The organism is Buchnera aphidicola (Pemphigus immunis) (assembly GCF_964059115.1).
Lineage (GTDB): Bacteria > Pseudomonadota > Gammaproteobacteria > Enterobacterales > Enterobacteriaceae > Buchnera_C > Buchnera_C aphidicola_C.
The window spans coordinates 417,658-439,507 of record NZ_OZ060408.1; the positions used below are offsets into that span (position 1 = coordinate 417,658).

15 protein-coding genes are annotated in these 21,850 nt (G+C 24.2%); 4 read left to right on the forward strand and 11 right to left on the reverse strand.

Features of this window, described 5'->3' with window-relative positions:
• Positions 1-21 precede the first annotated feature (21 nt).
• A complete protein-coding gene (gene eno, locus AB4W77_RS01800) occupies positions 22-1,332 on the forward strand; it encodes a phosphopyruvate hydratase (RefSeq protein ID WP_367681306.1) in 1,311 nt (436 codons plus the stop codon).
• Between the two features lie 924 nt (positions 1,333-2,256).
• Here eno and cysC read toward each other — a convergent pair.
• The 8 genes from cysC to mutS all read right to left on the reverse strand — a co-directional run bounded on the left by cysC (position 2,257) and on the right by mutS (position 13,945).
• Entirely contained in the window at positions 2,257-2,859 is a 603-nt protein-coding gene (cysC, locus tag AB4W77_RS01805) for an adenylyl-sulfate kinase (RefSeq protein WP_367681307.1), read from the reverse strand.
• A 12-nt stretch (positions 2,860-2,871) separates the two neighbouring features.
• A complete protein-coding gene (cysN, locus tag AB4W77_RS01810) occupies positions 2,872-4,311 on the reverse strand; it encodes a sulfate adenylyltransferase subunit CysN (protein ID WP_367681308.1) in 1,440 nt (479 codons plus the stop codon).
• A gap of 2 nt (positions 4,312-4,313) precedes the next feature.
• On the reverse strand, positions 4,314-5,222 hold the full coding sequence (gene cysD / locus AB4W77_RS01815) for a sulfate adenylyltransferase subunit CysD (protein WP_367681309.1): 909 nt from the start codon (positions 5,220-5,222) through the stop codon (positions 4,314-4,316).
• Position 5,223: 1 nt separating this feature from the next.
• A complete protein-coding gene (gene cysG / locus AB4W77_RS01820; protein WP_367681310.1) occupies positions 5,224-6,642 on the reverse strand; it encodes a siroheme synthase CysG in 1,419 nt (472 codons plus the stop codon).
• Between the two features lie 133 nt (positions 6,643-6,775).
• On the reverse strand, positions 6,776-7,510 hold the full coding sequence (locus tag AB4W77_RS01825; RefSeq protein ID WP_367681311.1) for a phosphoadenylyl-sulfate reductase: 735 nt from the start codon (positions 7,508-7,510) through the stop codon (positions 6,776-6,778).
• 11 nt (positions 7,511-7,521) lie between these two features.
• A complete protein-coding gene (cysI, locus tag AB4W77_RS01830) occupies positions 7,522-9,237 on the reverse strand; it encodes an assimilatory sulfite reductase (NADPH) hemoprotein subunit (protein ID WP_367681312.1) in 1,716 nt (571 codons plus the stop codon).
• Entirely contained in the window at positions 9,237-11,036 is a 1,800-nt protein-coding gene (locus AB4W77_RS01835; protein WP_367681313.1) for an assimilatory sulfite reductase (NADPH) flavoprotein subunit, read from the reverse strand. Before AB4W77_RS01835 ends, cysI begins: the two co-directional genes overlap by 1 nt.
• 347 nt (positions 11,037-11,383) lie before the next feature.
• Entirely contained in the window at positions 11,384-13,945 is a 2,562-nt protein-coding gene (gene mutS / locus AB4W77_RS01840; protein WP_367681314.1) for a DNA mismatch repair protein MutS, read from the reverse strand.
• A 304-nt stretch (positions 13,946-14,249) separates the two neighbouring features.
• Between mutS and AB4W77_RS01845 the strand changes: the two genes are divergently transcribed.
• Together AB4W77_RS01845 and AB4W77_RS01850 are read left to right on the forward strand one after the other, a co-directional pair.
• A complete protein-coding gene (locus AB4W77_RS01845; protein ID WP_367681685.1) occupies positions 14,250-15,125 on the forward strand; it encodes a 5'-3' exonuclease H3TH domain-containing protein in 876 nt (291 codons plus the stop codon).
• The gene (locus AB4W77_RS01850) at positions 15,104-16,888 is read left to right on the forward strand and encodes a DNA polymerase (protein WP_367681315.1); all 1,785 of its coding nucleotides are present in this window, start codon (positions 15,104-15,106) and stop codon (positions 16,886-16,888) included. Before AB4W77_RS01845 ends, AB4W77_RS01850 begins: the two co-directional genes overlap by 22 nt.
• A gap of 121 nt (positions 16,889-17,009) precedes the next feature.
• Here the strand turns inward: AB4W77_RS01850 and yihA are convergent, their stop codons facing one another.
• Positions 17,010-17,612, reverse strand: a complete 603-nt coding sequence (gene yihA / locus AB4W77_RS01855) for a ribosome biogenesis GTP-binding protein YihA/YsxC (RefSeq protein ID WP_367681316.1) — start codon at positions 17,610-17,612, stop codon at positions 17,010-17,012.
• A 270-nt stretch (positions 17,613-17,882) separates the two neighbouring features.
• Here yihA and typA point away from each other — a divergent pair, with 270 nt between their 5' ends.
• Positions 17,883-19,703, forward strand: a complete 1,821-nt coding sequence (typA, locus tag AB4W77_RS01860) for a translational GTPase TypA (RefSeq protein ID WP_367681317.1) — start codon at positions 17,883-17,885, stop codon at positions 19,701-19,703.
• Between the two features lie 166 nt (positions 19,704-19,869).
• On the opposite strand, the gene gmk is transcribed toward typA, so the two are convergent.
• Positions 19,870-20,496 (reverse strand): guanylate kinase, encoded by a 627-nt coding sequence (gmk, locus tag AB4W77_RS01865; protein WP_367681318.1) that lies wholly within the window; start codon positions 20,494-20,496, stop codon positions 19,870-19,872.
• Positions 20,497-20,682: 186 nt separating this feature from the next.
• The gene (gene ygfZ, locus AB4W77_RS01870; protein ID WP_367681319.1) at positions 20,683-21,642 is read right to left on the reverse strand and encodes a tRNA-modifying protein YgfZ; all 960 of its coding nucleotides are present in this window, start codon (positions 21,640-21,642) and stop codon (positions 20,683-20,685) included.
• Positions 21,643-21,850: the final 208 nt, after the last annotated feature.

Sequence of the window (21,850 nt, forward strand, 5' to 3'; positions counted from 1 at the left end):
AAAAAAATAAAAGGATAAAACATGTCTAAAATAATGAAAATTATATCTCGAGAAATAATTGATTCCCGAGGTAATCCAACTATCGAAGCTGAAGTACATTTAGAAGGTGGATTTGTTGGTATGGCAGCATCACCTTCTGGAGCTTCTACCGGATCCAGAGAAGCATTAGAACTACGCGATAATGATAAATCAAGATTTTTAGGAAAAGGAGTAACTAAAGCTACTGCACTAATAAATGGTCCTATATCTTCTGCAATTTATAAAAAAGATGCTAGAGATCAAGAAAACATAGATAGTATTATGATTAATTTAGATGGTACTAAAAATAAATCTAATTTAGGAGCTAATTCTATTTTAGCAGTATCTTTGGCAACAGCCAAAGCAGCTGCAGCAGCTAAAGGTATGCCTTTATACCAACATATTGCAGATATTAACGGAACATCTGGAATATTTTCTATGCCTCTTCCTATGGTTAACATAATTAATGGAGGAAAACATGCTAATAATAATTTAGACATCCAAGAATTTATGATACAACCAATTAGAGCTAAAAATATAAAGGAAGCTATTCGTATATCATCTGAAATATTCCATATATTAGCGAAAATATTAAAAGAAAAAGGTATGAATACAGCTGTTGGAGATGAAGGAGGATATGCTCCAGAATTATCTTCCAATGAATCAGCATTAAAAATAATTAAAGAAGCTGTTGAAAAATCTGGATATATATTAGGCAAAGATATTACTTTAGCTATCGATTGTGCAGCATCGGAATTTTATAATTCTTATACCAAAAAATATAGATTAAAAAATGAAAAAAAACTTTTTAATTCCCACGAATTTACTAACTATTTATATAATTTATCCAAAAAATATCCAATTTCTTCAATTGAAGACGGACAAGATGAATCAGATTGGGAAGGTTTTTTTCATCAAACAAAAAAACTAGGTAATAAAATACAAATAGTAGGTGATGATTTATTTGTAACTAATACTGATATTTTATATCAAGGTATAAAAAAAGGTATAGCCAATTCTATTTTAATAAAATTAAATCAAATTGGGTCCCTTACAGAAACTCTTGCCGCAATAAAAATGGCAAAAAAAGCAAATTATACCGTAATTATTTCACATAGATCAGGAGAAACTGAAGATGCTTCTATTGCGGATTTAGCAGTAGGTACAGCATCTGGACAAATTAAAACAGGTTCTGTCAGTCGTTCCGAAAGAACAGCAAAATACAATCAACTAATTAGGATAGAAGAAACATTGGGAAATGAATTTGCACCATTTAATGGTATAAAAGAAATAAAAAATTATAAATTGATTTAAAAATAAAATATTAAAAAATAACAGACTTAATTATGACATTTAATAAAGTCTGTTATTTTTTATATATGACATAATTTACATGAAAAATATTATTTATGTATATACTTAAAAGTATTTAGAAAAAATAACACATATAAAATTATTATAAATTTATATATCAATTATAAAATTGATAGAATATCAACAAGAACTTAATAAATTATTTGCAATACGTTTTATTTTAAATAAAAAATATTAAATATTATTAAGATAATCAGAAAAATTTTTATATTTATAAAACTAAATTTTAAATTTATTAAATATATAATTCGTTTTTTATTCTTACTTATCTTATCTATCAACTTTAAAAATTTTTAAACTAATATTTTAAAAAACATTAATTTAAAAATTTTAAAAAATAAATATATAGTATTTATTAAAAATAAAAATATTTATATATATTTTTTATATAAATAAAAATTTACTTAAACAATTAATCAACATTAAAAATATATACCAATATACGAAATATAAATAAAAAATAATCATATTCTTATTTCTCATTAACTATTTTTTATTTCTATTAATAAATATAATTTTATATAAATAAAATATTATATATCTTTTTTGTTGAATGATCTTAAAAAATAATAATTGTAAATAAAATATAAATTTTAATGCTAATATGAAATTTTTATAATGTAAAAAATATTATTTAAAGTAAAAATTTTACATAGAATTCACATAAATTACTGATTTTTCAGTGGAAAAATTAAAAAATATAAAAGAATCAATCAGCTATAAAAAATATCTGTTTTATCAAAAAAAATTATTTATATTATTTTAATATAAAAATAAAGATAGTAAGTATTCTAAAAAAGCATTTCATTTTTATAAATTTATTACTTGACTTAATATAAAAATCTTATTAATTTTATATTAATATCAAAATATTTTGTTTTTCTTAAGTACATATAATATATTATTTATGTTTTTAAAAAAAGAATCTTCTCCATTTAAATAAATATCTGGTTCATAAGGAATTTCATAACGAGAGGTAACACCAGTAAAATTATCTAATAAATTTAATCTAGATTTCTTATACAAACCTTTTGGATCACGTTTTTCACAAATATGAATAGGAGTATCAACAAATATTTCAAAAAAATTTTTACAATCTATAATATTACGAATATTTTCTCTATCTTCTCGGTATGGAGAAATAAATGCTGTTATTACCAATAAACCAGCATCTACCATTAACTTAACTAATTCTCCTATTCTACGAATATTTTCTCTTCTATCATTTTCAGTAAAGTTTAAATCTCTACACAAACCATGTCTAATATTATCTCCATCTAGTAAATAAGTACTAATATTTTTTTTATATAAAACTTTTTCTAATTTACCAGCAATAGTCGACTTTCCTGATCCAGATAAACCTGTAAACCAGAGAACACCAGATTTATGATTATGTAATTTTTCACGTTTCTTTCGATTAATTTCATATTGATACCAAATAACATTTTCTTTATGTCCAATTTTCATTAACATTAAATCCTAATTATTAAATACTTTTTTTACTCCCCAATGAGGGAAATATCTAGATATTAAAAGACGTAACTCTAACTCAAAATTATTCATATTTACATCTTGTTTTTTATCTTTTTGATCCAATTTTTTTTGTATCATACCAGCAGCTATAGTAATATTACTAATTGGATCAATAAAAATCATACTACCAGTTATTTTATTTTCACAATATAAATCAAATAATATAGGTTTTTCGAATTTAATTTCCACCACAGCGACACTATTCAAACATAAATTATTTTTTTTATTTTTTTTTAGTGTATTAACATTAATCTCATATAATATATTTTTAATATAAACACGTGTATTTTGATTTCCTAATTTAACGTTATATAATTTATTTAAAAACAAATCAGTTTCCGACATCCATACAATATAAATAATCGCTCTTTGTAAACCTATTAAATTCGAATTTAAATCTACTAACATATCACCACGACTAATGTCTAAATTATCTTTTAATACTACAGTAATAGCTTGCCTTTCTTCTACTTGATCTTGATTACCATTAAAAGTAACAATTTTTTCTATTGTTGATACCATACCAGATGGTAATACTTTAACTTTATCAAATACTCTTAAATTTCCAGAAACCAACGTTCCTGAATAACCACGGAAATCTAAATTAGGACGATTAACATACTGAATCGGAAATCTAACATTTGATTTTTTAAGAATATTATTAACTTTTACTGTTTCTAAAATATGCAATAAAGTTGATCCTTGATACCATTCCATAAGATTTTTTGAAGAAACAATATTCTCTCCAATAGTAGCAACTATCGGAACAAAAAAAATTTTTAATTCCTTGTTTAATTTATTAGAAAAACAAATAAAATCTTTTTTTATTTTATCAAAAAAATCTTTTTTATAATCAACTAAATCCATTTTATTAATAGCTATAACCAAATAATTTATACCAAGAAGCACAGCGATAAAAGCATGTCTACATGTTTGCTCTAATAATCCTTTACGAACATCTATAAGCAAAATAGCAAGATCACAATTAGAAGCTCCTGTAACCATGTTTCTAGTATACTGTTCATGCCCTGGTGTATCCGCAATAATAAACTTTCTTTTATTTGTAGAAAAATAACGATATGCAACATCAATAGTAATGCCTTGTTCTTTTTCTGCTTGTAGGCCATCAACCAACAACGCATAATCTAATTTATTACCTTGAGTTCCATGTCTTTTACTATCACCATGTAAAGAAAGTAAATGATCTTCATAAATATGTTTGGTATCATATAATAAACGACCAATTAAAGTACTTTTACCATCATCAACACTTCCACAAGTTAAAAATCGTAATAAACTTTTTTTCTTATCTAAACTTATCCAATCTTTAAAATTCAATTTATAATGAAGATTGTTACCAACAAAAATATTATTTTTTTTATTCATATTTAAAAATAACCTTGTCTTTTTTTTAATTCCATAGAACAATTTTTATCACTATCAATCAATCTTCCCGTTCGTTCACTTTTATTTGTTATTAACATTTCTGATATGATATCAGGAATAGTTTTAGCATCCGATAAATGAGCTCCAGTAAGAGGCCAACATCCTAAAGTCCGAAATCTGACCATTTTTTGTATAATTTTTTCATTTTCTTTAACAGTCATACGGTCATCATCTACCATTATTAACATGCCATCTCTTTCTAAAATAGGTCGATGATCGGCGAAATACAATGGAACAATATTTATTTTTTCTATATATATATATAACCAAATATCTAATTCTGTCCAATTAGACAAAGGAAATATCCTGATATTTTCTCCTTTATTAATCTGACTATTATAGAGATTCCATAATTCAGGTCTCTGTTTTTTGGGATCCCATTGATTTGATAAATTTCGAAAAGAATATACACGTTCTTTAGCACGTGATTTTTCTTCGTCTCTTCTGGCTCCACCAAAAGCAGCATCAAAACCATATTTACTAATAGCTTGTTTTAATCCTTCTGTCTTCATAATATCAGTATATTTAGTAGAACCATGTGTAAACGGACTTATACCAGAAGATATTCCTTTTTTATTACAATGGATAATTAATTCAATACCTAAATCTTTAACCACTTGATCACGAAATTTATACATTTCAGAAAATTTCCAACCTGTATCTACATGCAATAAAGGAAAAGGTATTGTCCCCGGATAAAACGCTTTTCTAGCAAGATGTAACATAACTGAAGAATCTTTTCCTATAGAATATAACATAACTAGATTTTGAAATTCTGCAGCTGCTTCACGAATAATATAAATACTTTCTGATTCAAGTTGATCTAAATAAGTAAACTTTTTTTTCTTCATATCACTTCTCAATAACATTTTTATATTTAATTTTATCTAATAAATTAATCGATTTAAACCATTTCAATTTTTTATGTAAATTGACTACTTTACCAATAATTAATATAGATGGATTGTTAATACGTAATGCCAAATATGGAATATTCTCTACAGTCCCAATTAAAATTTTCTGGTTTAATGTCGTTGCTTGTCCAATTAAAGCCACTGGAGTTTTTTTTAAAAAACCATAAAAAATTAATTTCTTATAAATTTTATTTACATTTACTTTAAACATATATATAACTACAGTAATAGCAGATATAGCTAAATGACACCAATTAATTTTATTTAAATTGTTATCAGCATTATCACCTGTAATAAATATAACACCTTGAGAACAAGTTCGATGAGTCAATGGTATACCTGCATATGCCGCAGCACCAATAGCAGCAGTTACACCAGGAACCACTTGAAAAGAAATATCGTACCTTTTAAGATTCTTTAATTCTTCTCCTCCACGTCCAAATATAAAAGGATCACCACCTTTTAAACGAACAACTTTTTTCCCTTTTTTTGCTAAAGATATTAATAAATTATTAATATCTCTTTGCAACATTCCCTTGCCCCCTGAACATTTTCCGACATTAATACAATTAGCATCACGACGAACTAATCCTAATATCTCCTTGCTAACTAAAGCATCATACAAAACGTAATCAGCTTGCTGTATCACTTGCAAACCCCTTAAAGTTAATAAACCGCTATCTCCTGGTCCAGCTCCTACCAAAATAATTTCTCCTGTAGATACATTAGGAAACCTTATTTCTTTATTTAAAATACTTATAGCATTTTTAATATTACCACTTAAAATCTGTCCAACGAATGCTCCATTAAATAAACGTTCCCAAAAAAAACGCCTTTCAGATGAAAACAAAAAAAAATTTTTAACTTGTTCTCTCCATTTTTGAGCTATATTTGCTACCATACCCAATTTCATAGGTAACAAAGATTCTATACGTTCACGAATTAAACGTGATAATACCGGTGCAGATCCACCTGAAGAAATACCTATCACTATAGGTGAACGATCAATAATAGAAGGAAATATAAAAGAACATTTAGAAGGATCATCTACAGTATTAACCAATATACATCTTTTATTTGATGCTATAAAAACATTTTTATTTAAAATTTTGTTATTTGTTGCTGCAATCACTAAAAATACTTGTTCTAAATGCTCTTCTTTAAATTCAGTTTTTAACCATTTTATTATATTTTTTTTAAATAAATATAATAATTTCAAACAAATTTTATGAGCTATAACGGTGATTATAGCACCTGCACGCAATAACAATATAACTTTACGAAGTGCAATTTCTCCACCACCAACTACTAATACACGTCTCGATTTTAAATTAGCAAAAATAGGTAAATAATTCACGTCAACTCTACTTTAAAAGTATAAAAAATTATAAAAACACATTTTTATATAAAAATTATTTTAATAAAAGTAAATTAAATATTTTTTATATAAAACATTCAATTTAAAATAAATAAAAATTATATTCAAAAAATTATTCTATATGTAAACCACATTCGCGTTTCAAACCAAAAAAACGTGTATCTTCCTCTCTCATTCCATACTTATACTTACTAGTTGTATGCACATCTCCTACCGATAAATAACCTTGATGAAATAAAGGATGATATTCTAAATTATTTTTTTTAATATAATCAAAAATTTTATTATTATCCCAATCTAAAATAGGCAAAAACTTAAATATTCTTTTTTGTATACTAATAAAAGATAAATTATATCTGCTTTTAGATTGGCTGCGCCGCAATCCAGAAAACCATGTTTTTGCCGATAATTTTTGCAAAGCAGCATTCATCGGTTCTATCTTGTTAATTTTATTATAGAATTCTATTCCTTTAAGACCTTTCTCCCATAATTTTCCATATCTTGCTTCTTGCCAAGCTGGCGTTATTTTCGAACGAAAAACATGTAAATTTAATTTAAATTTATCTTTCAATTGATCAATAAAAATATAAGTTTCAGGAAATAAATAACCTGTATCAATTAGAATAACAGGAATATCAGGTTTTTGTTGTATTATAAGATGTAGACATACCACTGATTGGATCCCAAAACTAGATGATAAAACAAATTCTGACGATAAATTTTCTATTGCCCAAATAATACGTTTTTCTGCAGAAAGATCTTGTAAAAATACATTAACATGAGAAAAAAAATGATATTGTTCTTCTTTTTTTAATTCATTAATTTCAAGTAAATTTAAAACAGACACAATAACCTCTTTTATTTTATCCAAAAATCATTTTTTGCATCAATTACAGCTTTTACGATACCAAATCGAACAACAAAATCACCAAAATGTTCACCATGATATCTTTTTTTTGACCAAATTTTTATCAAAAATTTTAAATGATCTAATATTTCTTTTTCTGTACAATTTTCAGCATATATTTTAGCAATACGAGTACCAATATAGTTTCCACCTATATATAAATTATATCTTCCTGGAGATTTTCCTATCAATCCAATTTCAGCTAATAAAGATCTGCCACAACCATTTGGACATCCTGTAACTCTAAATATTAGTTTTTCCTGTTGCATATTATATTTCAATAAAATTTTTTCTATTTGCATAATAAAAAAAGGTAATTTACGTTCCGCTTCTGCCATAGCTAAAGGACAAGTAGGAAAAGATACACAAGCCATAGCATTTTTATTTAATTCAGTTATTGAACTTAACATCCCATTCATAAAAAAAATATTTTCAATTTCTTTTTTATCTTGTTCTTTAACTCCAGATATAATTATATTTTGGTTAGCAGTCAAACGAAAATCACCTTTATGTATCTCAGCTACTTTAGATAAAGCTAATTTAATATTCTGATCTTCATTATCAATAATTCTTCCATTTGGAATAAAAACAGTTAAATGCCATTTTTGATCTATACCTTCTATCCAACCAAAACGATCACCTCTTTCAGTAAAATAATAAGGATAATTTTTTTTAAAAGTCACATTCGCTCTTTTTTCTACTTCTTTTTTAAAAACCTCATATCCTACACGATATAAAGTATATCTTGTTTTAGCATTTTTCCTATTAGTCCGATCACCCCAATCACGTTGCGTAGTAACTATTGCTTCAGATACAGATAAAATTTTATCAACAGGAATAAAACCTAATTCAGTAGCACAAGATGGCCATGTAGTTTTATTTCCATGTTCAATAGATAAACCACCTCCTATTAATACATTAAATCCTATTAATCTTTTTTTTTCCGAAATAGCTATAAAACTCATATCATTAGCATGCAAATCAACATCATTATACGGAGGAATGACTATACAAGTTTTAAATTTTCTTGGTAAATAACTAGAACTAAGAATAGGCTCCTTATCAGTAGTAGATAACTTTTTTTTATCTAACCAAATTTCTGCATAAGCTTTGGTTTTTGGTAATAAATGTTCAGATATCTTTTTCGCCCATTCATACACTTCATAATGTAATTTTGATTCAACAGGATTAGAAGTGCAAATGACATTTCTGTTTACATCATTGGCTGTTCCAATTGAATCTAATCCAATACTATGTAACATTTTATGTACAGATTTTAAATTCTTTTTAAGAATTCCATGAAATTGAAATGTTTGACGATTAGTTAAACGAATTGTTCCATATAAAGTTTTTTTGGTTGCAAATTTGTCAATTTTTAACCATTGTTTGGCCGTGATTACTCCACCTGGTAATCTACAACGCAACATCATAGCATAACGAGGTTCTAATTTTTGTTCACTACGTTCTAAACGAATATCTCTATCATCTTGTTGATACATTCCATGAAAACGAATTAAAGAAAAATTATCCCCATTAAATCCATTAGTAATACCATCTTTCAGATCTTCATTAATGGTACCTCTTAAATAATTACTTTGTTTTTTTATACGTTCAAAATCAGTTAATTTTCCTTTAATATAAAATTTTTTATTTTTGTTTTCTTTCATCAATAAAGATCCCTCTGGTAGCGTTTTTCTATACGAAGATGATTTAAAAATTTTTTAGCTTGAACTAAATTCATATTGTCATATTGAATAAATATATCAAGAAAAGTAGATTCGACACCTTTAGCCATATTAGAAGCATCACCACATATATAAATATAAGCTCCTTCTTTGATCCAACTCCATATTTTATCGCCTTTTTCTCTAATTTTATCTTGTACGTAAATCTTATTTTTTTGATCTCTGGACCAAGCTAAATCTATATTTGTTAATAATCCTTTTTTGAAATATCTTTGCCATTCTATTTGATATAAAAAATCTTCAGTAAAAGATGGATTACCAAAAAATAACCAATTTTTACCTTTTGCATTTTGGAAATCTCTTTCTTGCATAAAAGCACGAAAAGGAGCAATTCCAGTTCCTGCACAAATCATAATAATAGGAATATTATTATCTGCAGGTAAACGAAAATGATTATTTTCAACAATAAAAATCTTCAATGTATCTTCTTCTTGTACACGATGAGCTAAATATCCAGAAGCTCCTCCTAAATATATTTTCCCTTTATGAAAAGATTTTAATACCCTTACAGTAATATGTATCTCATTTTCAACCTCTGATAAAGATGAAGATATTGAATATAAACGGGGAGTCATTGGTCTCAAAATTTTTAAAATACGCAAACTATTTTCTTTAATAGGATATTCTCTAATCATATTAATAATAGATACTTTATCGGCATATAATTTTAATTGTTCTTTATCTAAAACCATATTTTTTAACATTTTACTATTAGATAATTTAGCATAAGACGACACAATATGAATATTATTAACAGTAAGTTCAAAATGATATTTTAATAAATTAAAAATTAATTTATCTTCTTCATTAAATTTTATTACAGTATCTTCTTTAATATTTAATAATTCCAAAAATTCTTTTATCAAACATGGATCATTTTCATACCAAATACCCAATACATCTCCAGGTTTATAAACAATTCCAGAATTAGTAATATCTATCTCAATGTGACGAATATCTCTTATAGAATAACGCCCTGTAATTTTTTTATTAATAGATAATTTAGCAAAAAAAGGTTTTTCTTTTGTATAATTCATAACAGAAGATACAGATTCTTTTTTCCCTAAAATGTTCCTATCAATTGTGTTATTTACACTTTGAAATAATAAATTTATTTTTTTAAGTAAATCATCACACCACTTTTTAGCTATTTCAATATATTCAATATCAGCATCAACTCGATTTAATAACTGAATACCACCTAATTCATATAACCTTTTATCAAAATCTTTTCCAGATTGACAAAACAAATTATAAGACCTGTCACCAAGTCCAAACACACTATAATAAAAATTATTTAATTTAGGGGCTTTTTTTGACATTAAAAAATTATAAAAATCTAAGGCTTCCTCTGGAGGTTCACCTTCTCCTTGAGTTGAAGTAATAATAATAAATATTTTTTCTTTATTAATTTTTTTAAATTGATAATCAAAAGCATTAACTAAATTAGCTTGAATATTCATTAAATTACATTTTTCATACAATAACTTAGATAACTCACGTGCATTCCCTGTTTGCGAAGCAGATAATATGGTAACTATAAACTCATTTGAAACAATATCTTCAATTGATGATTTATTTTTTTTTCTTTTTGATAAACCCCAGAAATAACCAGATAACCAGATTTGCTCTGTAGTAGAAAAATTACTACTTACTGTTTCTAAAATAGCTATTTTTTTTTCATTTAAAGGCAATAAATAATCTTTTTCAATATCTTCCATTGTATTATTACCTATATATTATTATTTTTATATAATTAAAACCAAAAATAAACCATAAACATAATTTATTTACAAATATTATAAAAAATAAATTGTTATCAACAATACAAAATAAATTAATATATTAAAAATATAATTAATTATTCTTTTATTTATATAAAATAATAATTAATTAGTATAAAAATACTACCACCACAATTTTAAAGATACAATTCAAAATTCATATATAATATTATATTAAAAATATATAATCTTAAATAAATTAAATATTTTTTAAATACTATATAAATATTTTTATAAAAATATTTATTACATATATGTAATAAATTTATAATAATTATTTCACGCTATACAATACTTTTTAAATAATATATGATTGCTAAAGCCTGACGTGGAGAAATTGTATCAGGATCTACCACATCTATAAAATGTAAAATAGAATTTTTTGATGAATCTTTAAAAAATTTTTTTTTTATTTTATTTATAAAATGATTATCATCATAATTATTGGATAAATCTAATAATTCTTTTAATTTTATACTTGCTAAATCGGTAACAACTTTTGGTAAACCAGCCAAAGAAGCCACTGCTAATCCATAACTATTTCTTGTTGCTCCATCTTTAATAACATGTGTAAAAGAAACACCACCTTCATATTCGATAACACCACAATGAACATTTTTAATTTCCTTAAATTTTTTTTCTAAATCAGTTAATTCAAAATAATGAGTAGAAAATAAAGTAATAGATTTAATAGATGTAATGAAATATTCAGCACATGCTAATGCTAAAGACAAACCATCATAAGTAGAAGTTCCTCTACCAATTTCATCAATTAAAACTAAACTATTACAACTAGCATTATGTAAAATACTTGCTATTTCAGTCATTTCCATCATAAAAGTGGATTGACCCATGGATAAATTGTCAGCTGATCCAACTCTTATAAAAATTTTATCAAACATACCTATAACTGCTTTTTTAGCAGGAACATAACTGCCTATCCACGTCATAATAACAATTAATGCTATTTGTCTCATATAAGTACTTTTCCCACCCATATTACTACCTGTTATAATCATCATTCTATTATATTCAGATAAAAATACCGAATTAGGCACGAAAGGAGTCTTTATTACTGATTCGATAACAGGATGACGACTATCAGTTAAAGAAATTACTGATTTTTTTTCTACTTTTGGACGTGTATAATTCATAGTAATAGAACGTTCTGCTAAATTAGTCAATACATCTATTTCTGCTAATGCTTGACTGCTAATTTGTAATTCATCCAAGTGAGAAAATAAAACATCAAAAATTTCTTCATATAATTTTTTTTCTAATTCTATACTTTTACTTGCAGCAAAAATAATATTTTTTTCATAATCTTTTAACTCCTTTATAATATACCGTTCACAACTTTTTAACGTTTGACATTTTTTATAAGAATTAGGTACTAAATGACTATATCTCTTACTAATTTGAATGTAATAACCGATAATTTTATTATGTCTAATTTTTAATGATTCTATTTTTAAAATACGTCTCGTTTTTATTTCAAAATTTTTAAGATACTGTTGTGCATCATTATTAATTAATCTCAATTTATCCAATTCAACATTATAACCATCCGCTATTACTCCACCTTCTCGAATTGATTTAGCAGGAGATTTAGATATAGCTCTTTCTAACAAACTAGATAAATTTAAAAAATTTCCAATTGAATTACATAAATTTTGAATATGTTCTACTTTAATATCTATTAGTATTTTTTTTATTATAGGTAATTTTAAAAAAGTTTCCTTGATAGAAATTAAATCTTTAGGAGACGCTGTACGCAAAGCAATACGAGAAGAAATACGTTCTAAATCACTTATACGATACAAAACATTTTGTAATACAGGAAAAACTTTTTGGAAACCTTGTATGCTATTTTGTCTATCATTAACAATTTTAATATCGCGTACAGGAGAACTTAACCAACGCTTTAACATTCTACTTCCCATAGATGTAGATGTGCGATCTAAAATACAACATAAAGTATTTTTATATCCTCCCGAAATATTTTTAATTATTTCTAAATTTTTACGAGTAGTTGAATTTAAGATGATATTATCTTCTATATTATGCATTTTTATAGATTTTATATGAGGTAATAAAGAATTCTGTGTATTTTTTACATATTGAAATAAACAACCAGCAGCACATAAAGCAACATCTGCTCCTTCCACACCAAAACCATTTAAACTATTTGTTCCAAATTGTAAATTTAATTGACGATAAGCAGTATCTAGTTTAAATTCCCATAAAGAACGTTTACGTAGTCCATAATTATGTTTTATTAAATCATAATAAAAAAAACCTTCAGGATATAATAATTCTTTTGGATTAGTTCGTTGTAACTCAGATAATAAATCTTCTGTACATGTAAATTCTGAAATAACAAATTCACCTGAACAAATATTTAAAATAGCATAACCAATAATATTCCTTTTAAAAAAAACAGACGCTAATAAATTATCTTGATGATCTTGCAAAAAAAAATCATCTGTCACTGTTCCAGGAGTAACAATTCTAACTACTTTACGTAATAATAATTTTTTTCCTGAATTAGGTTCCTCCATTTGTTCACAAATTGCAACTGATTCTCTTAATTTCATTAATTTTAATAAATAAATATCTACTGAATTACAAGGTATTCCAGACATAGGTACTTCTTTTCCTGCTGAATAACCCTTTTTCGTTAAAGTAATATTTAATAAATTAGATATTTTTTTAGCATCTTCATAAAATAATTCATAAAAATCACCCATCCTATAAAACAATAACATATCTGGATAATTAGATTTTAATTTAAGATACTGTTTTATCATTGGTGTATGATCATTTTTTTTATTTTCTTTATTCATACATAATCTCTATTTTTTTATTAATAAATCAAATTTATTTAAATCTAACCAATTTTTATAAATAATAAATATAAATTTTTAATAATCACTATTATCATAAAAATTAATTTTTTTATTAAATAAAATAAATTGTCTTATTATTAAAATAATATATTTTATTAGTATATGTTTTGATAAATAATATTCATTATGTTATAATAAATATTATTTATATATAAAAAATAACTTATTCATCATTTAATACACATTAAAATTTTTAATAAATTAAAAAAATCATGAATTCTAAAAATAAAAAAAAATACTAATTGTAGATGGAACATCTTATTTATATCGTGCTTATTATACTTTTCCATATTGGATAAATAAATACGGAGAACCTTCCGGAGCAATATATGGAGTAATAAATATGTTACGTAAAATAATACTGAAATATCAAGATAATCAAATAATTGTAGTATTTGACTCACCTAATAAAACCTTTCGTCATGCTATTTTTAAAAAATATAAAAAAAATAGACCTGCTATGCCTGAAGATTTAAAAAAACAAATTCCATTTTTATATAAGATAATAAAATTAATTGGAATACCTTTAATCCTTGTTCCTTCAGTAGAAGCAGATGATATCATAGGAACATTATCGTATCGTGCTGAAAAAATTGGATTAACTATTTTAATTAGCAGCAATGATAAAGATATGTTGCAATTAGTAACTGAAAAAATCAATATTATTAATACTACATATGACGTTATAATTGGACCTAAAGAAATTAAAAAAAAATATGGAATAACACCAAAACTTATGATTGATCTATTAGCATTAATGGGAGATGTTGTCGATAACATTCCTGGTATACCAGGAATAGGAGAAAAAACAGCATTAATGCTAATCAAACATTTTGGATGTCTTGAAAAAATATATGAAGAAATAGAAAATATAAAAATATTACCAATACATGGAGCTAAAAATATATCTATAAAAATAAAAAAAAATAAAGAAATTGCTTTTCTTTCTAAAAAATTATCGACAATTAAATTAGATATACCACTTGATGTTGATTTAGAGAATTTAAAAACATCAAAATTAAAAAAACAAAAATTATTACATTTTTTTAATCACTACAATTTTAAAAAATGGAAAAAACAGGTAGAAAATGATTCATGGTTAACAACAAAAAAATAAAATTATGTCCTCATGTTATACCAAATATAGAATATATTTTAATTTTAAAAAAAGAAAAATTTGAAAAAATGTTAAAAAAAATAGAAAAATTTAATTTTTTTTCTTTTATAATTCAAACAAAATTATTCAATATAAATCACGCTTACATTACTGGATTCTCTTTTTCAATTACCATTAATCAAATATTTTATATACCTATAATTAATAATGACTTTTTTTCATTAAAAATACATGATCAATACGATATTTTAGTACAATTAAAAATTTTATTTGAAAACAAAAACATACTAAAAATAGGTTACAATATAAAAAAAAATTATCATTTTTTTAAAAAATACAATATTACACTATCCGGTAACAAATTCGATACCATGATCGCATCACACATGCTAAAAAATATATATAAAAATAAAGAAATATTAGAAGATTTAGAAAAAACATGGATAGAAAAAAATGAAATTAATAAAAACAATATTGATATAAAAAAATATATAGATCTAAAATCCCACATAAATTTAAAATTATATGAAGAAATATTAGTATATTTAGAAAAAGAAAAAAAAATAAAAAAAATATTAGAAAATATAGAAATACCATTAATAGAAATAATAGCTAATATTGAAAGAAATGGTGTATTGATAAATATTAAAAAATTAAAAAAACAATCAAAAGAAATTAATATTAAACTATCAAATTTACAACAAGATGCTTATCAATTAACAGGATTATCTTTTAATATCTTATCTAGTACACAATCAAGAAAAATGTTACTACAAATAAAAGAAAATAAAAATAATATTAAATCCAATATACAAAAAAAAGATATTCTTCTTAATATAATAAAAAATTACCGCAGTTTATACAAATTAAAATCAACTTATCTTGATCAATTACCTAAAAAAATAAACAAAAAAACAGGTAAAATACATACATGTTATTATCAAACAAATACTTTAACAGGTCGTTTATCGTCAAAAAATCCTAATTTACAAAATATTCCATCTAAAACCAAAGAAGGTTACAATATTCGTAAAGCATTTATAGCTAAACAAAATTTTTTCATAGTTTCTGCCGATTATTCTCAAATTGAATTAAGAATTTTAGCACACTTATCACAAGATAAAAAATTAATTAAAATATTTCTTAATAACTATGACTTACATAAAATAACAGCATCTGAAATATTTAATGTTCCTATAGCTAACATCACAAATGAACAAAGACAACTTGCAAAAATCATTAATTTTAGTTTAATTTACGGTATAAGCCCTTTTAGTCTATCTAACAGATTAAAAATAAATATATTACAAGCTAAAGAATACATAAAAACGTATTTTCAACGTTATAAAGACGTCCGTAAATACTTGCAAAATACTTATCAATTTGCATTGGAAAAAGGATACGTATTAACATTTTATGGAAGAAAAATATTTATTCCTAATATTAATTCAAAAAATTTTTTAATCCGTAAATCAGCAGAAAGGACCGCCATCAACGCTCCTATTCAAGGTACCGTATCAGACATAATAAAATTAGCCATGATAAAAATATATAATTGTTTTAAAAAAAAATATCATTTAGACGCAAAAATGATAATGCAAGTACATGATGAATTAGTCTTTGAAATAAAAAAAGAAAAAATAAAGAATATTTGTAAAGATATACGTCATATAATGGAATATAATACAAAATTAGATGTACCTATATGTATAAATATTAAAATAGGAAATAACTGGAACGAAAACATTAAACATATCCAATAAATACGAATATCTCTATCACGTAACTAATATTAATCAAAAATATATTATAAAATAATAAATAAACATAAAAATATAAATTAATTAAAATGTTAAATATATTCATATTTAAAAAGTTTAATTATTATTTATGATACCAATAATCTAATTTTTTACGGAGTTCACAAACACCAATCTTTTTTACAGCAGAAAATAAATTTATATCACAAGATATTAATGGAAACTTAGATAATTTTTCAGAAACAATTTTTAATTGTTCTCTTCGCTTTTCTAATATTACTTTATCTGATTTTGTCAATAAAATTAACATTGGAATTTTAAATCTTAAAGCAGAGTGAATTATATTTTTATCCAGTGGTTTTATAGGATTCCTAATATCCATAAATAACACTAATCCCTTTAAAGATGTCCTCATTGCAAAATATTTAATTATAGTTTTTTCCCATTCTAATTTTAATAAGTTAGCTATCTTCGCATAACCGTATCCTGGCATATCTACCAGATATTTTTTTTTAGTAACAGCAAAAAAATTAATTAACCGTGTTCTTCCTGGAGTTTTACTAATTCTGGCTAATTTTCTTTTGTTTGTTAAAACATTAATAGCACTTGATTTCCCAGAATTAGAATAACCAACAAATGCAACCTCAGATATATCAGAATTTCTTTGTTTCTTTACGATTGCAGTACTGGTCAAGAAATAAGTATTCTCATAATTATTTTTAAACATTTTTTTTCCGTTTATAATAAATTAATGAAAAATATATAAATAAGAGTAAAATATAAATTTATTTATACATAAATAAATTTTATATTTATATATGTAAAAAATATATATGTAAAAATTAGTATAATTCATTTTCATATTTTATTATAATACATTATGAAAATTATTTAAAATAAACTAAAAATATTAAATTTATTTTATAATTTACATTTAATAAAATTTACATTTTAATAATAATTAATCTTATTATCCCTAATATTTTAAGGTAGTAAAATGAACAAAAATTTACGAAACATAGCCATAATAGCTCATGTTGACCACGGCAAAACAACATTAGTAGATAAATTACTACAACAATCAGGTACCTTCCAAGATCATGAAGAAAAAACTGATAGAATTATGGACTCCAACGATCTAGAAAAAGAAAGAGGAATTACCATTCTATCTAAAAACACAGCAATTCAATGGAATAATTACCGTATTAATATCGTAGATACACCTGGTCATGCTGATTTTGGAGGAGAAGTAGAACGAGTTATGACCATGGTAGATTCTGTATTATTAGTCGTCGATGCTCTTGATGGACCTATGCCTCAAACTAGATTCGTAACAAAAAAAGCTTTTAATTACGGTATAAAACCTATTGTGGTAATCAATAAAATCGATAGAAAAAATTCTAGACCTAATTGGGTAGTAGATCAAGTATTTGATCTATTTGTTAACCTAAATGCAACTGATGAACAATTAGATTTTCCTATTATATACACTTCTGCATTACTTGGTATTGCTGGAACAAATTATACTAAAATGGAAAAAGATATGAGTCCTTTATATCAAGCTATAGTGAAATATGTTTCACCACCATATGTAAATCCAACCGGCACGCTGCAAATGCAAATATCTCAACTAGATTATAATAATTATTTAGGTGTGATTGGAATAGGAAGAATTCAACAAGGTTCTATTTCTCCTAACCAACAAGTGACTATTATCGGTAATGATGGAACAACAAAATTTGCTAAAATTGGAAAAGTTTTACATTATTTTGGATTAAAACGCATAGAAGTACCTATCGCTCATGCCGGAGATATTGTAGCTTTAACTGGAATCAATCAATTAAATATCTCAGATACTATTTGTGATCCTAAAAATCTACAACCACTTCCTATATTAAACATAGATAAACCTACAGTAAAAATGTTTTTTTGTGTCAACACTTCTCCTTTTGCTGGAAAAGAAGGAAAGTTTTTAACTTCTAGACAAATTTTTAAAAGATTAAAAAAAGAAGCAATACACAATGTAGCTTTATTAATTGAAGAAACTGCCGATGCAAATATATTTTGTGTATCTGGTAGAGGTGAATTACATTTATCTATATTAATTGAAAATATGAGAAGAGAAGGTTTTGAATTATCTGTTTCTCGACCAAAAGTTATTTTTCGTGAAATACACGGTGAAATACAAGAACCTTTTGAAAACGTAACATTAGATATAGAAGAAAAACATCAAGGAGCAATAATGACAATAATAGGTAATAAAAAAGGAGAAATGAAAAACATGATATCAGATAATAAAGGTAGAGTTCGATTAGACTATATATTAACAAGCAGATCTTTGATAGGATTTCGAACAGAATTTATAAATATGACTTCTGGAACTGGATTATTTTATTCATCTTTTAGTCACTATGGGAAAATGCAATTTAATAATACAGGTCATAGAAGAAACGGTGTTTTAATTTCTAATAACACAGGTATGGCTGTTGGATTTGCTCTTTTTAACTTACAAGAAAGAGGTAAATTGTTTTTAAGTCACGGTGCTCAAGTATACGAAGGACAAATTATAGGTATTCATAATCGATCCAATGATCTTACTGTTAATTGTTTAACAGGAAAAAAACTTACCAACATGCGTGCATCTGGTACAGATGAAGCAATAGTATTAATTCCACCTATAAAAATTACACTAGAAAACGCTTTAAGTTTTATAAACGATGATGAATTAGTAGAAATTACACCAAAATCAATTAGATTAAGAAAAAAATATTTAACAGAAAATGAAAGAAAAAGAGTATCAAGATCTAATAGACATTAAACTCTTTTAAAATAAAAATTTTAATAAATAATCTATTCATATTGAATCTTAACAAACCTCATTAGAATAAATAACTTTATTATTTTATTTTTAGTTAATAAGATTGCTTATTCTAATCAAGGTTCGATAACAAATTATTTCATTATAAAATTAAATATAATATAAATTAATTATGATTTAATAACTTTTGAATCAAATTTATATTTCTATATTTTTGTTGTTTGATAGAAAGATGTTCTGCATAAATAATTGATTTTAAATCTGACACTGCTATTTTAAAATTATCATTAATAATTAAGTAATCATACTCTGAATAATGACTCATTTCTTCTACTGCTTCTTTCATTCGCTTTAATATAACAAGATTACTATCTTGTCCACGAGCTTTAATTCTACGAAATAATTCGTTATTAGATGGAGGAAATATAAAAATACTCCTAGATTCTGGTATCTTTTGACGAATTTGTTGAGCTCCTTGCCAATCAATATTTAAAAAAACATCAATTCCTCTTATTAAAATATTATTAATTTTTTTTTGTGCTGTCCCATAATAATGATTAAAAACTTTAGCATATTCTAAAAATTGTTTTGTTTCTATCATATTTTTAAATTCTTTCTTTGATACAAAAAAATAATGTTTCCCATTTTCTTCACCTGGTCTTATCATACGAGTGGTATATGATACTGAAACTTTTATTTTATAAAAAGAAACTTTTTTTAAAATTTCTTTAATCAAACTCGATTTTCCTGTACCACTAGGAGCAGAAACTATAAAAAGTATACCTTTATTCATAATTTTAAAATACATTTACAAATTTTTACTCATATCATCGATAATGAATATGTTTAATCAAAATAATATTCTATTCTAGTATAAAAATATAGTCTATATATTTGATTCATTAAAGAATTTTAAATCAAAAATCATAAATAATTAAATCATTTAAAATATAAAAACTATTTTATTTTTTAAAAAAATTTAATTATTTATATATAACAAACTATTTTTATCATCGTATACCCGCAATATACTGTTTATATCTAAGTTGTTACGTAAAATAGCTTGTATCCAAACAGAACCGTCATACATAACAATAGATTCTAATACATTACCTATTGCATAACAAGATTCATTTTTGCTTAATTCAATCAAAGAACCTATCTCGGGAATATTTAAATTAGATTCGCTAATTAACCAATATAAAGAATATTTATTCATTGATCGAAATTTTATTTTAGCAATCACCTCTTGACCACAATAGCAACCTTTTTTAAAATCTATTCCATTCAACTTGTCTAAATTCATAGACAAAGGAATAAATTTATTCATCATTTTTTTACTAATAATAGGAAAGTTAGCTTCAATATCTAAAGATAACCATTGTTTACTTGTGGTTAAAAAATCATTTTTTCGTTTTAAAAAATGAATTATTTTATGGTCTTTAGGAATAATTAATAAAAAACGTTCTTCTGGCATATCAATATATAATATAGTTATATTTTTTTCTATTATTAACGTATTATTTTTATCTGGAAGATTAATAAACAATTCTGTCAATATTTCTCGAGATTTAAAACCGACTATACCAAATAATGAAAAATTATTTTCTCGACTAATTACGATTTTAGAAAAAATAGAATATTTTTTTAATTCACTAATTTGTATTTCAGCAACATCATTTTTTATAATATATGCATAACCATTATTAAAATGAAATAAACGCAAAACACTCCATACTTTACCATTAACATTACAATGAGCGCAAATAATGTGTTTATTTAATTTTAATAAATTCATATTAATAGTAAGCTGACTTTGTAAATATACTTTACTATCATCTCCAAATATTCCAATTAATGACCAATCTTCTAATTCAATTACATTAAATGACAATCTTTTAGAAGGATAGACTAATTTTTCAAATTTTATTTTTGTCATTATGATATTACCTTCAATAATTTTGAGTAACCTATTATTACATTATTAGAATATTTATAAAAAATAATATATATTATTTTTTATAATATTTTATACATATTACAAACAAAATTATTTTTATTTAAAAAAATAATTATTAAAAAATATTTATTAATTAGAAATGAAATGAATTGATTTATAATAAAAATATTTTTTATTACAAGTAATA

What these genes read in the sequence shown, in the direction of transcription:
- yihA (WP_367681316.1), bottom strand. Translation starts at nt 17,612, where the DNA reads ATGTTTAAAAATAATTATGAGAATACTTATTTCTTGACCAGTACTGCA.
- cysC (WP_367681307.1), bottom strand. Translation starts at nt 2,859, where the DNA reads ATGAAAATTGGACATAAAGAAAATGTTATTTGGTATCAATATGAAATT.
- cysI (WP_367681312.1), bottom strand. Translation starts at nt 9,237, where the DNA reads ATGAAAGAAAACAAAAATAAAAAATTTTATATTAAAGGAAAATTAACT.
- mutS (WP_367681314.1), bottom strand. Translation starts at nt 13,945, where the DNA reads ATGAATAAAGAAAATAAAAAAAATGATCATACACCAATGATAAAACAG.
- gmk (WP_367681318.1), bottom strand. Translation starts at nt 20,496, where the DNA reads ATGAATAAAGGTATACTTTTTATAGTTTCTGCTCCTAGTGGTACAGGA.
- ygfZ (WP_367681319.1), bottom strand. Translation starts at nt 21,642, where the DNA reads ATGACAAAAATAAAATTTGAAAAATTAGTCTATCCTTCTAAAAGATTG.
- AB4W77_RS01835 (WP_367681313.1), bottom strand. Translation starts at nt 11,036, where the DNA reads ATGGAAGATATTGAAAAAGATTATTTATTGCCTTTAAATGAAAAAAAA.
- cysD (WP_367681309.1), bottom strand. Translation starts at nt 5,222, where the DNA reads ATGAAGAAAAAAAAGTTTACTTATTTAGATCAACTTGAATCAGAAAGT.
- eno (WP_367681306.1), top strand. Translation starts at nt 22, where the DNA reads ATGTCTAAAATAATGAAAATTATATCTCGAGAAATAATTGATTCCCGA.
- AB4W77_RS01850 (WP_367681315.1), top strand. Translation starts at nt 15,104, where the DNA reads ATGGTTAACAACAAAAAAATAAAATTATGTCCTCATGTTATACCAAAT.
- cysN (WP_367681308.1), bottom strand. Translation starts at nt 4,311, where the DNA reads ATGAATAAAAAAAATAATATTTTTGTTGGTAACAATCTTCATTATAAA.
- typA (WP_367681317.1), top strand. Translation starts at nt 17,883, where the DNA reads ATGAACAAAAATTTACGAAACATAGCCATAATAGCTCATGTTGACCAC.